General features: G+C 68.9%; 10 protein-coding genes. 9 read left to right on the top strand and 1 reads right to left on the bottom strand.

Annotated features, from left to right (window positions below; translation table 11 throughout):
• Positions 1-2,649, bottom strand: a complete 2,649-nt coding sequence (alaS, locus tag ATI37_RS09040) for an alanine--tRNA ligase (protein ID WP_117238065.1) — start codon at positions 2,647-2,649, stop codon at positions 1-3.
• 132 nt (positions 2,650-2,781) lie between these two features.
• Between alaS and ATI37_RS09035 the strand changes: the two genes are divergently transcribed.
• The 9 genes from ATI37_RS09035 to sufD all read left to right on the top strand — a co-directional run bounded on the left by ATI37_RS09035 (position 2,782) and on the right by sufD (position 14,187).
• Positions 2,782-3,057, top strand: coding sequence for an NIPSNAP family protein (locus ATI37_RS09035; protein WP_117238064.1), 276 nt, complete (start codon positions 2,782-2,784; stop codon positions 3,055-3,057).
• A gap of 44 nt (positions 3,058-3,101) precedes the next feature.
• On the top strand, positions 3,102-4,244 hold the full coding sequence (locus ATI37_RS09030; protein ID WP_117238063.1) for an ABC transporter permease: 1,143 nt from the start codon (positions 3,102-3,104) through the stop codon (positions 4,242-4,244).
• A complete protein-coding gene (locus ATI37_RS09025) occupies positions 4,244-4,927 on the top strand; it encodes an ABC transporter ATP-binding protein (protein ID WP_198665537.1) in 684 nt (227 codons plus the stop codon). The genes ATI37_RS09030 and ATI37_RS09025 overlap by 1 nt, the downstream gene beginning before the upstream one ends.
• Before the next feature lie 38 nt (positions 4,928-4,965).
• Positions 4,966-6,297 carry an FAD-dependent oxidoreductase gene (locus tag ATI37_RS09020; protein WP_117238577.1) on the top strand — a complete coding sequence of 444 codons (1,332 nt, stop codon included), beginning with the start codon at positions 4,966-4,968 and terminating at the stop codon, positions 6,295-6,297.
• A gap of 108 nt (positions 6,298-6,405) precedes the next feature.
• On the top strand, positions 6,406-7,725 hold the full coding sequence (gene aceA, locus ATI37_RS09015; RefSeq protein ID WP_117238061.1) for an isocitrate lyase: 1,320 nt from the start codon (positions 6,406-6,408) through the stop codon (positions 7,723-7,725).
• Between the two features lie 101 nt (positions 7,726-7,826).
• Positions 7,827-10,586 (top strand): hypothetical protein, encoded by a 2,760-nt coding sequence (locus ATI37_RS09010; RefSeq protein WP_408646681.1) that lies wholly within the window; start codon positions 7,827-7,829, stop codon positions 10,584-10,586.
• An 88-nt stretch (positions 10,587-10,674) separates the two neighbouring features.
• Complete coding sequence (gene sufC / locus ATI37_RS09005; RefSeq protein ID WP_117238060.1) at positions 10,675-11,427, top strand: Fe-S cluster assembly ATPase SufC; 753 nt, start codon at positions 10,675-10,677, stop codon at positions 11,425-11,427.
• Positions 11,424-12,830 (top strand): Fe-S cluster assembly protein SufB, encoded by a 1,407-nt coding sequence (gene sufB / locus ATI37_RS09000; RefSeq protein WP_117238059.1) that lies wholly within the window; start codon positions 11,424-11,426, stop codon positions 12,828-12,830. The genes sufC and sufB overlap by 4 nt, the downstream gene beginning before the upstream one ends.
• 61 nt (positions 12,831-12,891) lie before the next feature.
• Positions 12,892-14,187 carry a Fe-S cluster assembly protein SufD gene (sufD, locus tag ATI37_RS08995; RefSeq protein WP_117238058.1) on the top strand — a complete coding sequence of 432 codons (1,296 nt, stop codon included), beginning with the start codon at positions 12,892-12,894 and terminating at the stop codon, positions 14,185-14,187.
• The last annotated feature ends 7 nt before the right edge of the window (positions 14,188-14,194 follow it).

The raw sequence follows: 14,194 nt of genomic DNA, 5'->3' as shown, positions 1-14,194 counted from the left end.
CTACGGGAGGAGCTCGGGAAGGACCAGCCTGGCCCGCTCGGGGTCCAGCCCCCCGCCCTGGGCCAAGGCCCCCTTGCCCCCGCCCCGACCCCCGGCCCGCTCCGCAAGGGCCCGGAAGAGGCTTCCCGCCTCGAGGCCCTTCTCCTGGGCCCGTTTGGAGAGCTTCAGGACCGCCTGCCCCCCGGAGAGGACCAGGGCCACGTCGGCCCCCCGCCCCACCAGGTCGTCCGCCGCCTGGCGAAGAGCCGCCAGGTCCAGGCCGGGAAGCTTCAGGGCGGCCCACCTAAGCCCCCCCTTCTCCTCCAGGGCCAGGCCCCCGCCCCCGCCCAAGGCCGCCTGGACCAGCCGGGCCTTGAGGCCTTCCACCTCCTTCTCCTTGGCCCGAAGCTCGGCGAGGAGCTTCTCCAGGCGCTCCTCTATGGCGGCCTCCCCCACTTCCAGCCGCTCCGTCAGGGCCTTCAGGCGGGAGAGGGCCCCCCGGGCGAAGCGGATGGCCCCCTCCCCGGTGACGGCCTCTATGCGGCGCACCCCGGCGGAGACCGCCTCCTCGCCCCGGATGAGGAAGGCCCCGATCTCCCCGGTGCGGCGCACGTGGGTGCCCCCGCAGAGCTCCTTGGACTCGAGGCCCTCTAGGGGGCTCCCCTCCACCCGCACCACCCGGACCACTTCCCCGTACTTCTCCCCGAAGAGGGCCATGGCCCCCTCCTTCCTGGCCTCCTCCAGGGGCAGGTAGCGCCAGGTGACGGGGAAGTCCGCCAGGATCCAGCGGTTCACCAGGAGCTCTATCCGCTCAAGCTCCTCTCCGGTGAGGGCCTCGGGGTGGGTGAAGTCAAAGCGGAGGCGGTCCGGGGCCACGAGGCTTCCCGCCTGGCGCACGTGGGGACCCAGCACGGCCCTTAGCGCCGCGTGGAGGAGGTGGGTGGCGGTGTGGTTCCGCTCGGTGTCCCGCCTTTTCGGGTCCACCACCGCCCGCACCCTCTCCCCCACCCGAAGGACCCCCTCCTCCACCCGGGCCCGGTGCAGGAAGATGCCCTGCTCGGTCCTGTGGGTGGTCTCCACCCGGGCCCTTCCCCCGGGCCACTCCAAAAGGCCAAAGTCCCCGATCTGCCCGCCCCCTTCCGCGTAGAAGGGGGTCCGGTCCAGGACCACCTGGACCTCGGTGCCGGGGCCCGCCTCCCCTAGGCTCTCGTCCCCCGCCAGGAGGGCCAGGACCTGGGCCTCGGCCTCCAGGGTGCCGTAGCCCAGGAACTCCGTGGCCCCCTTCTCAGCGTAGAGCTCCTCCAGGACCTGGGCGCTCCGCTTGAAGATCTCCCGCTCAAAGGCCATAGCCGCCCGGGAGCGCTCCTGTTGGGCCTCTAGGGCTCTCTTAAAGCCCTCGGTGTCCACGCCAAAGCCCCTCTCGGCGGCGATCTCCACCGTGAGGTCCAGGGGGAAGCCGTAGGTGTCGTAAAGGCGGAAGGCCTCCCCTCCCGGGAGGACCTCCCCCGGCCTCAGGCCGGAAAGGAGGGCGTCCAGGCGCTTTAGCCCCCCTTCCAGGGTCTCCAGGAAGCGCTCCTCCTCGAGGCGGACCTGCCGCTCCACGGCGGCCAGGTTCTCCCGCATCTCGGGGTAGAAGTCCCCGAGGAGCTCCGCCACCACCGGGGCGAGCCGGTGGAGGAAGGGCTCGGCCAGGCCCAGGAGGTAGCCGTGGCGCAGGGCCCGGCGGAGGAGGCGGCGGATCACGTACCCCCTCCCGGTGTTGGAGAAGGTGACCCCATCGGAAAGGGCCGCCACCACCGCCCGGACGTGGTCGGCGATGACCCGGTGGCTCACGCTCTCCTGGCCCAGGTAGGGCCTGCCGCTCAAGAGGGCTACCCGCTCGAGGATGGGGTAGAAGGTATCTGTACGGTAGAAGTCCTCCACGCCCTGCAGGATGGCCGCCACCCGGTAGAGGCCCATGCCGGTGTCTATGTTCTTCTGGGGCAGGGGCTTGAGGATGCCAGGGCCGGGGATGGGCCCCTGGCGGTCGTACTGGGTGAAGACCAGGTTCCAGATCTCCACGAACCGGTCCCCGCTTCCCGTGTTGGGGCCGGTCTCGTCGGGGGTGCCGAAGGCGGGCCCCCGGTCGTAGAAGATCTCCGAGCAGGGGCCAGAAGGCCCGTTCGGCCCGTGGGTGATGGCCCCCCCAGGCCAGTAGTTCTCCTCCTCCCCGAAGCGACCGATCTGCTCCTCGGGTACCCCCACCAGGTCCCGCCAGAGGGCGTAGGCCTCGTCGTCGTCCTCGTAGACCGTGACCCAGAGGCGGTCGGGTTCAAGCTTCAAGTGCTCGGTGAGGAACTCCCAGGCCCAGAGGATGGCCTCCCTCTTGAAGTAGTCCCCGAAGGAGAAGTTACCCAGCATTTCAAAGAAGGTGTTGTGCCGCCCCGTGCGGCCCACGTTCTCAATGTCCCCCACCCGGAGGCACTTCTGGCAGGTGGTGACCCTCCGCCACTCCTTGCCCCCGAAGATGGGCCTGGCCCCCAGGAAGTAGGGCTTTAAGGGGGCCATGCCCGCGGAGGTGAAGAGGAGGGAGGGGTCGTTCTCGGGGATGAGGCTGAAGGAGGGCAGGCGCAGATGGCCCTTGCTCTCAAAGAAGGAGAGGTACCCCTCGCGGATCTCCGCCGTGCGCATGGCTTTGATTATAGGGTCTGGACCCACAAAGCGGGGGATTCGGTCCCTGGCCCTAGAGGGCCAGCCCCCTCACAAGGGAGGGCTTCCCGAAGGGCCGCCTCCCCACGCCTCCTGATGCCTTAAACTTGGCCCATGAAGGTCCAGATGCGCCGCTACACCCTGAAGGAGGGGGCGAGGGAGCCCTTTCAGAAAGTCTTCCTGGAGACCATCGTTCCCCTGCGCCAGGCCCTGGGCTTCCAGGTCCTCGGGGCCTACTGGCTCTCGGAGAGGGAGTTCCTCTGGTTCGTGGGCCACGAGGACTTTGAGGAGGCGGAAAGGGCCTACTACGAGCATCCTGAGCGGCAAAAGGTGAGGCCCCAGGAGTTGCTGGAGGCCATGGACACCCGCTTCGTGGAGCGCCTCCTGTAGCTCCGGCCACGCCCAAGACCTCCCCCCAGGGTAAGCTTGGGGGGATGGAAGTCCTTTACCTCGTCCTGCGCAACCTCATGGCCAGGCCCGTGCGGAGCCTCCTCACCCTGCTGGGGGTGCTGGTGGCCACGGGCAGCATGGTCCTCTTCCTCTCCTTCGGGGAAGGCCTGAGGCGGGCCCTCTTCCAGGAGCTCTCCCGGGTGGGCCCAGCCATCCAGGTGGTGCCCGAGGGGACGGAGGGCTTCGGCCTAGGGGCCTTTCCCGAGATAACCCAGGAGCAGATCCGCGCCCTGGAAGAGGCCGGGAAGGATCTAGGGGTAAAGGCTGTGATCCCCACCCTCTTCCTCGCCCGGGGAGGCTTTGACCCTGGCACCAGCTTCTTCTTCCAGGGTCTACCTCTGGGGGTGAGCCCCGACCTCCTGTATCCTGGGCTGGGGGCCCAGGAGGGCCGCCTCCTCCCTTCGGAAAGGGGGGCGGTGGTGGGGGCCAGGGTAGCCCAGCGAAACGCCCTCGGCCTGGAAAGCCCCCTGCGCCTCTCCCCCCGGGTGGAGCTGAGGGTGGAGGGGGTTCTGGGGGAGACCGGGGGCCTGGCGGACAACCTCATCTTCGTGCCGCTTCCCGTCCTGCAGGAGGTGCTGGGCACCAGGAACGCCAGCGCGGTGCTGGTGGCCCTGGACCCCGGGCAGAGGGCAGAAGAGGTGGCCCGAGCCCTGGAAGGCGCCGTTCCTGGCCTCAAGGCCCAGACGGCAGGGGAGGTGATGCGCTTTGCGGAGAGGGCCTTGCGCATCGGCGACCTGGTGCGCTTTGGCATTAGCCTGGTGGCCCTGGTCGTGGGCGGGCTCCTCGTGGCCAACACGGTGATGATGTCCGTCTACGAGCGCATCCGGGAGTTTGGGGTCATGCGGGCCCTAGGGGCCAGGAGGGGCTTCATCTTCCGCCTGGTGCTCCTCGAGGCCCTCCTCCTGGCCCTCCTGGGGGGCCTTCTGGGCCTTGGGGTGGGGGGTCTCGCCTCCTCCGCCATCAACCTCTACACCCTGGACCAGGTGGGCCTGGCCCTCTCCGCCGTGACCCCTAGGCTTTCCCTCTTCGCCTTGGGGGTGGCCCTCCTCCTGGGCCTTGGGGCGGGCCTGCTGCCGGCCCACAACGCCAGCCGCATCCCCGTGGTGGAAGCCTTGGGGAGGGTGTGATGCTTCGGGCCGAGAACCTCAGCAAGCGCTACCGGCAAGGGGAGAAGGAGGTGGTGGCCCTCCGGGGCTTCACCTACGCCTTCCCCAAGGGGGCCACGGCGGTGGTGGGGCCCTCAGGAAGCGGGAAGACCACCCTCCTAAACCTCCTGGCGGGCTTTGACCTGCCCACGGAAGGCGGGGTCTTCCTGGAGGAAACCCCCCTCCACCGCCTCTCCGAGGACGAACGGGCAGGGGTGCGCCTGAGGCGGATGGGCTTCGTCTTCCAACAGTGGAACCTGATCCCCACCCTCACCGCCCTGGAGAACGTGGCCTTCCCCCTCCTCTTGGCGGGGTGGCCTTGGAGCAGGCGCCTGAGGCGGGCGGCGGAGCTTTTGGAGCAGGTGGGCCTGGCGCACCGCCTGCACCACCTGCCAAGCCGCCTCTCCGGGGGGGAGCAGCAACGGGTGGCCCTGGCCCGGGCCCTGGCCTTGGACCCCAGCATCCTCTTCGCCGACGAGCCCACGGGCAACCTGGACGCGGAGAGCCGGGAGCAGGTGGCTGCCCTCCTCTTCGCCTTCGGGGAGGAGCGCATCCTGATCCTGGTCACCCACGACCTGGAGCTGGCCCGAAGGGCCGGGCGGATCCTCCACCTCAAGGGGGGGAGGCTCTGGCGGGAGGAGATCCCCCAGCCCGCGGGGACCTAGGGACACCTCCCCCTCCCTCCTGTGGCACAATGGCCCCCATGGGCAAGCGCGTGGTGGTGGTGGGCGGGGTGGCGGGCGGGGCCTCCGCCGCCGCCAAGGCCAAGCGGGAAAACCCCGAACTGGAGGTGGTGGTCTACGAGAAGTCCGGCTGGTTGGCCTACGGGGCCTGCGGCCTGCCCTACGTGCTTTCGGGGGAGATCCCCAAGCTAGAGGGGCTGGTGGCCCGCACCCCGGAGGCCTTCCGCAAGCAGGGGGTCCTGGTCCACACCCGCCACGAGGTGGTGGACATAGACCCCTCCCTGAAGACCCTCACGGTCTTTGACCATCAGGAAGGGCGCGCCTTCCAGGACCGGTACGACCACCTGGTCCTGGCCACGGGGGCGAGGCCCCTTATCCCCCCCATTCCCGGCACGGAGCAGGAGGGGGTCTACACCCTGAGGAGCATGGAGGACGGGGAGCGCCTCCTAGAGGCCCTAAACGGGGCCAGGCGGGCCGCCATCCTGGGGGCGGGGTACATCGGCCTCGAGGCCGCCGAGGCCTTCCGCAAGCGGGGCCTGGAGGTCACCCTCCTGGAGGCCAAGGACCGCCCCCTCCCCCACTGGGACAAGGAGGTGGGGGCTCTCCTGAAAGACGAGCTGGAGCGCCACGGAGTGGAGGTCCGGACCGGGGTCAGGGTGGAGGCCCTAAGGGGCCAGGGGCGGGTGGAGGCGGTGGAAACCTCGGAAGGGGCGGTGCCCGTGGACCTGGTCCTCGTCGCCACCGGCATCCGCCCCAACGTGGAGCTGGCCCGGGCCATGGGCGTGGCCCTGGGGCCTACGGGGGCCATCGCCACCGACGAAAGGATGCGCACCAACCTGGAAGGGGTCTACGCCGCTGGGGACGTGGCGGAGAGCTTCCACCAGGTCTTAAAGCGCCCCTACTGGCTCCCCTTGGGGGATGTGGCCAACAAGCACGGCCGCACAGCCGGCAGCGCCATCGCCGGAAAGGAGGCCCGCTTCGCCGGGGTGGCGGGGACGGCCATCTTCAAGGCCTTCGGCCTGGCGGTGGCCACCGCCGGGCTCTCCTTGGAGGCCGCCCTCAGGGAGGGGTACGCCGCCAGGAAGGTCCTCATCCGAAGCCGGGACGGGGCCCGCTACTACCCGGGAAGCCAGCCCCTCGTTGTGGAGCTAGTCTACGAGGAGGGGACGGAGAGGCTTCTAGGGGGCGCGGTGGTGGCCTTTGGGCATGGGGCTCTGCGCATAGACGTCCTGGCTGCCCTCCTGGCCAAGGGGGGCAGCGTGGAGGACCTCCTGGCCCTGGACCTGGCCTACGCCCCGCCCTATAGCCCCGTCTGGGACCCCCTCCTCGTCGCCGCCCAGCAGGTGCGCTAAAGTGGTGTAGTCAAGACGCAACCACACCACCTCCGTGTGTCAAGCTTAGAACATTACACACTACACTAGAGCGCCCTCCGCTGCCAGACTGGGCCTGGGAGGTGCCAGATGGAACCCCTTAGCGTGTTGACCCCCGAGATGCGGCAAGAAGCGGAGGCCCTGAGGCGGGAGTGGGAGACCAACCCCCGCTGGAAAGGGGTGAGGCGGGACTACCGGCCCGAGGACGTGGTGCGCCTCAGGCCCAGCGTCCTGGTGGAGCACACCCTGGCCAAGCGAGGGGCGGAGAGGCTCTGGCGGCTTTTGCACGAGCGGCCCTACGTCCACACCTTCGGGGCCTACACCGGGGCCATGGCGGTGGAGATGGTGCGGGCGGGCCTCGAGGCCATCTACCTCTCCGGCTGGCAGGTGGCCGCCGACGCCAACCTGGCCTGGCAGACCTACCCCGACCAGTCCCTCTACCCCTACAACTCCGTGCCCCAAATCGTGAAGCGCATCAACAACGCCCTCATGCGGGCGGACATGATCGAGCGCTCCGAGGGCAAGGTGACCCGGGACTGGTACGTGCCCATCGTGGCCGACGCCGAGGCGGGCTTCGGCGGGGCCTTGAACGTCTTTGAGCTCACCAAGGCCATGATCGAGGCGGGGGCCGCGGGGATCCACTACGAGGACCAGTTGGCCTCGGAAAAGAAGTGCGGCCACCTGGGCGGGAAGGTCCTGGTGCCCACCGCCCAGCACATCCGTACCCTGCAGGCGGCCCGCCTGGCCGCGGACATCCTAGGGGTGCCCACGGTGATCATCGCCCGCACCGACGCCGAGGCCGCCACCCTCATCACCAGCGACATTGACGAGCGGGATAGGCCCTTCATCCTCTCTGGCGAGCGCACCCCTGAGGGCTTCTACCGGTTCAAGAACGGGATTGAGGCGGGGGTCGCCCGGGCCCTGGCCTACGCCCCCTACGCCGATGTCCTTTGGATGGAGACCTCCAAGCCCGACCTGGAGGAGGCCCGGAAGTTCGCCGAGGCGGTGAAGCGGGAGTTCCCCGACAAGCTCCTCGCCTACAACCTCTCCCCCTCCTTCAACTGGAAGAAGTTCCTGGACGACGAGACCATCGCCAAGTTCAACCGGGAGCTGGGGGCGATGGGCTACAAGTTCCAGTTCATCACCCTGGCTGGCTGGCATACCCTCAACTACTACACCTGGGAGCTGGCCAAGGGGTACAAGGCCCGGGGGATGCCCGCCTTCGTGGAGCTCCAGCAGAAGGAGTTCCTGGCCCAGGCCCAGGGCTTCACCGCCGTGAAGCACCAGCGGGAGGTGGGGGCAGGCTACTTTGACGAGGTGGTCCTGGCCCTCACCCAGGGGGAAGCCTCCACCCTGGCCCTCAAGGGCTCCACCGAGGAGGCCCAGTTCACGGAGGAGGCTGTCCGCTAGCCCTGGGGATGCCCTGCCCCCCCGGGACTCCCCGGGGGGGTTTTACACTGCTTCTCGTTTGTGTGGAAAAGGCGAGGGTGAGGCGCTATAGTGTGTACACCATGATGGAGGCTACTATCTGGCTTCGCTACCTAGAGGACCTCCGCTCCCACCTGAGAGGCCGGGACCACCGGGGCAAGAAGGGCTCCCTGCGCTGGCTCGAGGCCCTGGTGGCGGAACGGGGCGGGCGGGCGGGCACGGTGCGCAACATCCTCTACAAGGACCTGGGAAGCCCCGAGGAGAAGGAGCGGCTCTACGGCATCCTGGCCGACCTCTACCGGGAGGTGGGCCTCACCCCCCCGCCCCCGCCCCCGGAGCTCTTCCTGGAAGCCGCCCGAAAGGCCTTGGGAAGGGACAAGCGCCGCACCTTCCGCCGCTTCCTCAAGGAGCTGGAAGCAGGGGAGAGGCCCAGGATGGTGGTGGTGGGAGGCCCGGCTACGGGCAAGGGGGTCCTCCTCTCCGCCCTGGGGCGGGCCCTCTCCGCCCTGCCGGGCAAGGAACCCTACCTCCTAAACCTGGGCGGGGAACTGGCCCAGGCCCTGGTGCCCCTGGCGGAGGGGCTGGGGGTGGCTGAGGAGGTGCGGGGATTTTTGGCCCAGCTCTCCCCCACCCAGCCCTACGTACTCCAGGGGGCCCTGCAACAGGAGGCCCTCGCCCTCCTGGCCCAGGCCCTAAACCGCGAGGGCCGCCCCCTTCTCCTGCGGGCGGAGGCGGAAGGCAGCCTGGAGGGCCTGCCCCTAAGGGGTCCGGACGGGAACCGCAAGGGGCTCGCCGCCTGGCTGGAGCCTTTCTTAAAGAGGCTCACCATCCCCTACCTGGCGGCCCTTTCCGAACCCCCGCCCACCCTGCCCTACCAGCCCCTCTCCCCCCCGAGCCGGGAGGAGGCCCGCCGCTTCGTGCGGGAAAGGCTTCCCCACCTGCCCCCGGAACGCCTCGAGGCCCTGGTGAACCAAGCGGGGCGCAACTTCGGGGAGCTTTCCCGCCTGGTCCTCCTGGAGGCGGCCAAGCACGACCCCAAGACCCCCCTCCAGGAGGACCCCGCTCTAAAGCCCCTCCTCCAGGCCTTGGCCGCTTTCAGCCCCGAGGCCGACCCTGCCTTTCCCCTGGAGCTTCTGGAAAGGGCTTTGGGGAAGCCCGTGGAGCGCTTTTCCCAAGCGGAAAAGGCCCTCCTGGACTGGGTGGGGGAGGGCCTGGTGCGCCCTGCCCTCCGGAGCCTCCTGCCGGAGGAAGCCCCCAAGGCCCTCCACCGCCTGGCCCTGGACTACTTCCCACGGGAAAACCTCTTTCGCAGGCTCTACCACGCGCGCAAGGCGGGGGAGCGGCGGGTGCTCCTGGAGCTTCTAGAGGAGGACCCCGCCCGCCTCGCCCTCCTCCCTGGCCTCTGGGAGGAGGCGGAAGGATGGCCCCAGGAGGAACGGGAGGCCTTGGCGGGGGTGGTGGTGCGCTACCGGGCCGTCTTGGGCCAGTACGCCCACCCCGAGGCGGAGGAGGCCCTGAGGGTCCTCTCCCAATCGCAAAACCCCGCCCTTCGTACCTGGGCCCGCATCAAGGTTGCGGAGGCCAAGGCGGACGCTGCCCTCTACCGGGAGGCGGAAGAGCTCCTTCCCCCAAAGGAGGACCTAGAACACCTGGACGAGACCGCCCAGGCGGAGGGGCTTCTCGTCATGGCAGCGGTAGAGCGGTGGAAGGGGGACTACGAGAAGGCCGCCTCCTTCGTAACCGAGGCGGAGAGCCTCCCCGTGGCCCCCTTCCTTCGGGACCGGGTGCAGCTTTGGCGGGGCCTGGTGGCCAAGGACCTGGGCCGGTACGGGGAGGCCCTAAGGGCCCTCTCCCAGGTGGGGCACGACCCCCTCCTCCTAGGGAGGGCCCGCTACCAGATGGGGGACCTCCTCATGCGCCTGGGGCGCCTCGAGGCCCAGGATCGCATGGCCGAGGGCCTCAAGGCCCTGGAGGAGGCGGGGGCCCCTAAGGACGAGGTGGCCCGGGTGCGGGCCCGGTACGCCACCCTCCTGAGGCGGCTAGGCCGCTACGAGGAGGCGGGAGCCACCATCAAGAAGGCCCTGGCCGAGGCCGAGGACCCCTTCACCCGGGCCCGGGTGGAGAGCGAGGGGGGGATTCTCCAGGCCGCCTGGGGAAGGCCCTTCGCCGCCCTAGAGCTTCTGGCGCGGGCCGAGGCCTACTTCCGCACCACCCAGGAGAGGCCCAAGGAGGCCCGCTACCGCCACCTCCGCACCCTCTTCCGCCTGGGGGCCGCCTACCTCCTCCTGGAGGCGGGCCAGCCCTACCGCCCCCCCTTCCTGGGCCACCTCACCGCCCCCCAGGGGGAGCGCCTCCTAAAGGACCTCCTGGCCGCTATCCCCGAGGAGGCCACGGACCGCTACACCGCCCTTAGGCTGGACACCATAAGCCTCCTCGCCCTCCTTCTCCCACCCCAAGCGGGGCAAGACCTCCTCAAACCCTTCCTCTCCCTAGAAAACCCCTACCTCCGGGCCCAGGCCCGGCTGGGCTACGCCGAGGCCCTGGCCCGGGGAGGCAGCTTTGGCGAGGCCCTGGCCCAGGTCGTGGCCCTGCCCCCCCTCGAGGACCCCGGCCTCCAGGCCCAGGCGCGGGCGGTGGAGGTCTTAGCCCTTTTGGGCCTGGGGGAGGAGGAGGCCGCCCGGCAAAAGCTCCTGGAGGCCAGTAAGAGTGGCCTTCCCCCCACCTTCCGCTTCCAGCTAGGCCGCGCCCTGGCCCGCTTCTGCCCCAAGCTAGCGGAGCACCTCCCCCCGAGCCCCCTGGCCCCGGCGGAGGCCTTGGCCTTCCGCCTGGCAAATCCCGACTAAGTCACTATACTTTCAGCGGGCCAGGGGCTATACTCTAACTGCAAACGGGTCGCAGTAAGGGATCGACCCGACACCAGGAGGCAAGGACATGAACCAGTTGGAGATCCGCGACCTTTGGGCTTCTGTTGACGGGGAGCCGATCCTCAAGGGGGTGAACCTGGTGGTCCCCAAGGGCCAGGTCCACGCCCTCATGGGCCCCAATGGGACCGGCAAGAGCACCCTGGGCAAGATCCTGGCCGGGGACCCCGAGTACCTTGTGGAAAAGGGGGAGATCCTCCTGGACGGGGAGAGCATCCTGGACCTCTCCCCCGACGAAAGGGCCCGGAAAGGCCTCTTCCTGGCCTTCCAGTACCCGGTGGAGGTCCCCGGGGTCACCATCGCCAACTTCCTCCGCCTGGCCCTCCAGGCCCGGCTCGGCCGGGAGGTGGGGGTGGCGGAGTTTTGGGCCAAGGTGAAGAAGGCCCTAGACCTTCTGGACTGGGACGAGGGCTACCTCTCCCGCTACCTCAACGAGGGCTTCTCCGGCGGGGAGAAGAAGCGGGGGGAGATCCTGCAGCTACTGGTCCTCGAGCCCAGCTACGCCATCCTGGACGAAACCGACTCCGGCCTGGACATCGACGCCCTCAAGGTGGTGGCCCGGGGGGTGAACGCCATGCGGGGGCCTGGCTTCGGGGCCTTGGTCATCACCCACTACCAGCGGATCCTGAACTACATCCAGCCCGACGTGGTCCACGTGATGGTGGACGGACGCGTGGTGGCCCAGGGGGGCCCCGAGCTGGCCCTGGAGCTGGAGGCCAAGGGCTACGAGTGGCTTAGGGAAAGGGTCAAGGAGGGGGCATGAACGAGGTAGACCTGAGGACTCTGGGAGAGGAGTACAGGTACGACTTCGTGGATGAGGTCAAGCCGGTCTTCGTGGCCGAGCGGGGCCTCTCTAAGCGGGTCATCGAGGCCATCAGCTACCACAAGGGCGAGCCCGAGTGGATGCTCAAGTTCCGCCTTAGGGCCTTGGAGATCTTCCAGAAGAAGCCGATGCCCACCTGGGGCCCCGACCTCTCGGGCCTGGACCTGGACCAGCTGGTCTACTACGTGAAGCCCGCCGAGGTGCGGGACGCCAGGAGCTGGGAGGAGATCCCCGAGGAGATCCGGAAGACCTACGAGCGCCTGGGCATCCCCGAGGCGGAGCGCAAGGTCCTGGCCGGGGTGGGGGCCCAGTACGACTCGGAGATGGTCTACCACCGGGTCAAGGAGGAGCTTGAGCGCCAGGGGGTCATCTTCGTGGCCATCGAGGAGGGGATGAAGAAGTACGAGGACCTCTTCCGGGAACACTTCGCCAAGGTGGTCCCCCCCGAGGACAACAAGTTCGCCGCCCTGAACTCCGCCGCCTGGTCCGGGGGCTCCTTCGTCTACGTGCCCCCGGGGGTCAGGGTGGAGCTCCCCTTGCAGGCCTACTTCCGGGTCAACACCCCGGAGTTCGGCCAGTTTGAGCGCACCCTCATCATCGTGGACGAGGGGGCCGAGGTGCACTACATCGAGGGCTGCACCGCCCCCATGTACTCCACGGAGAGCCTCCACACCGGGGTCATCGAGATCGTGGTGAAGCGGGGGGCCAGGAGCCGCTACACCACCATCCAAAACTGGTCCAGCAACATGTACAACCTGGTGACCCAGAGGGCCCTGGTCTATGGGGAGGCCTACCACGAGTGGCTGGACGGCAACCTGGGCTCCAAGGTCACCATGAAGTACCCCTCCAGCTACCTCCTGGAGCCCGGGGCCCGCACGGAGATCCTCTCCATCGCCTTCGCCAAGACGGGCCAGCACCAGGACACCGGGGCCAAGGTCATCCTGGCCGCCCCCCACACCTCGGGGACCATCGTCTCCAAGAGCATCTCCAAGGGTGAGGGGCGGGCGAGCTATAGGGGCCTGGTGAAGGTCCTGGAAGGGGCCCGCGGGGCTAAGGCCAACGTGGAGTGCGACGCCCTCCTCATCGACCCGGAAAGCCGCACGGACACCTACCCCTACATCGAGATCGAGGAGGACTCCGCCCACGTGGGCCACGAGGCCACGGTCTCCAAGATCAACGACGAGCAGATCTTCTACCTGCAGACCCGGGGCCTCAAGGAGGACGAGGCCGCGGCCCTCATCGTGCGGGGCTTCATTGAGCCCATCGCCAAGGAGCTTCCCCTGGAGTACGCCGTGGAGCTGAACCGCCTCATCGAGCTGGAGATGGAGGGCTCCGTCGGCTAAAGGCCAAGGGCTGGGGGGAGGGGCCAGAGGCGCCTCTCCCCTCACCGCGCAAGGAGGCAGGATGCAGGTACTGGACAAGACGCAGGTGGAAAGCATCTCCCAGGCCTTGGGCGAGCCCGCCTGGGTGCTGAAGAGGAGGCTTCAGGCCCTCGAGGCCTTCGCCCGCCTCCCCTACCCCAACAGGAAGGACGAGAACTGGCGCTACACCGACCTCTCCGAGGCCCCCTTGGAGAGCCCGGTGGAAACCCCCAAAGGGCTCCACCTCACCCGGGATACCCTGCCCGAGGCGGTAAGGCGACGGCTGGAGCGGACCGACGTCTCCGCCTTCCTGGTCTTCGTGGGGGCGGACCTGGTCTACGCTGAGGTCCCCGAGGAGCTGAGGGCCAAGGGCCTCGTCTTCACCTCCCTGGCCGAGGCCCTGCGCCTCCACCCAGAGAAGGTGGAGGCGGGCCTCTTCCAGGCGGTCTTCGCCGAGGACAAGTTCGCCGCAGAGAACTCGGCCTTCTTCACCCACGGAGCCTTCCTCTACGTGCCCGCGGGGCTGGAGGTGGAAAAGCCCCTCGGGGTCTTCAAGGTGCTCCTGGAGGGCGGGAAGGCCTCCGCGGGACGGAGCCTCCTCTTCCTGGAGGACAACGCCAAGGCCGCCTACATTGAGGAGTACCTCTCCTTAGACCTCCCTCCCGCCCTCCACCTCTCGGCCACGGAGATGGTCCTGAGGCCCGGGGCCAGGTTGCGCCACGCCCACGTGGAGACCTTTGGGGAGGGGGTGTGGCACTTCCACCGCCAGCGGGCCCTTTTGGAGCGGGATTCCGGCCTCAACGACCTGGTGGTGAACCTGGGCGGGGCCTACGCCCGGAGCGAGGTGGCCTCGGAGCTTTTGGGCCCGGGCTCGGAGAGCGAGATGCTGGGCCTCTACTTCGGCCACGGGCGGCAGCAGTTTGACCACTACACCCTGCAGCACCACGTGGCCCACCACACCCGCTCGGACCTCCTCTACAAGGGGGCGGTGAAGGACGAGGCCCGGGCCGTCTTCTCCGGCCTCATCCGCCTGGAGCGGGGAGCCCAGAAGACGGACGCCTACCAGGCCAACCGCAACCTCATCCTCTCCCCCACGGCCCGGGTGGACTCCATCCCCCAGCTGGAGATCGGGGCCAACGACGTGCGCTGCACCCATGGCTCCACCACCGCCCCCGTGGACGAGACCCAGCTCTTCTACCTCCAGTCCCGGGGCCTGCCCCAGACCCTGGCCCAGGAGCTACTGGTCAAGGCCCACCTGGCGGACGTCCTCGCCCGCATTCCCCTAAAGGCCCTTAGGGCCCACATTGAGGCGGTGATCGAGGAAAAGGTTCGCCTCTAGCCCCTAA

Origin of the sequence: Thermus sediminis, assembly GCF_003426945.1 — a bacterium.
GTDB classification, from domain to species: domain Bacteria; phylum Deinococcota; class Deinococci; order Deinococcales; family Thermaceae; genus Thermus; species Thermus sediminis.
Note: the sequence above shows the minus strand (reverse complement) of the source record. Positions and strands in the feature narration are given on the sequence as shown.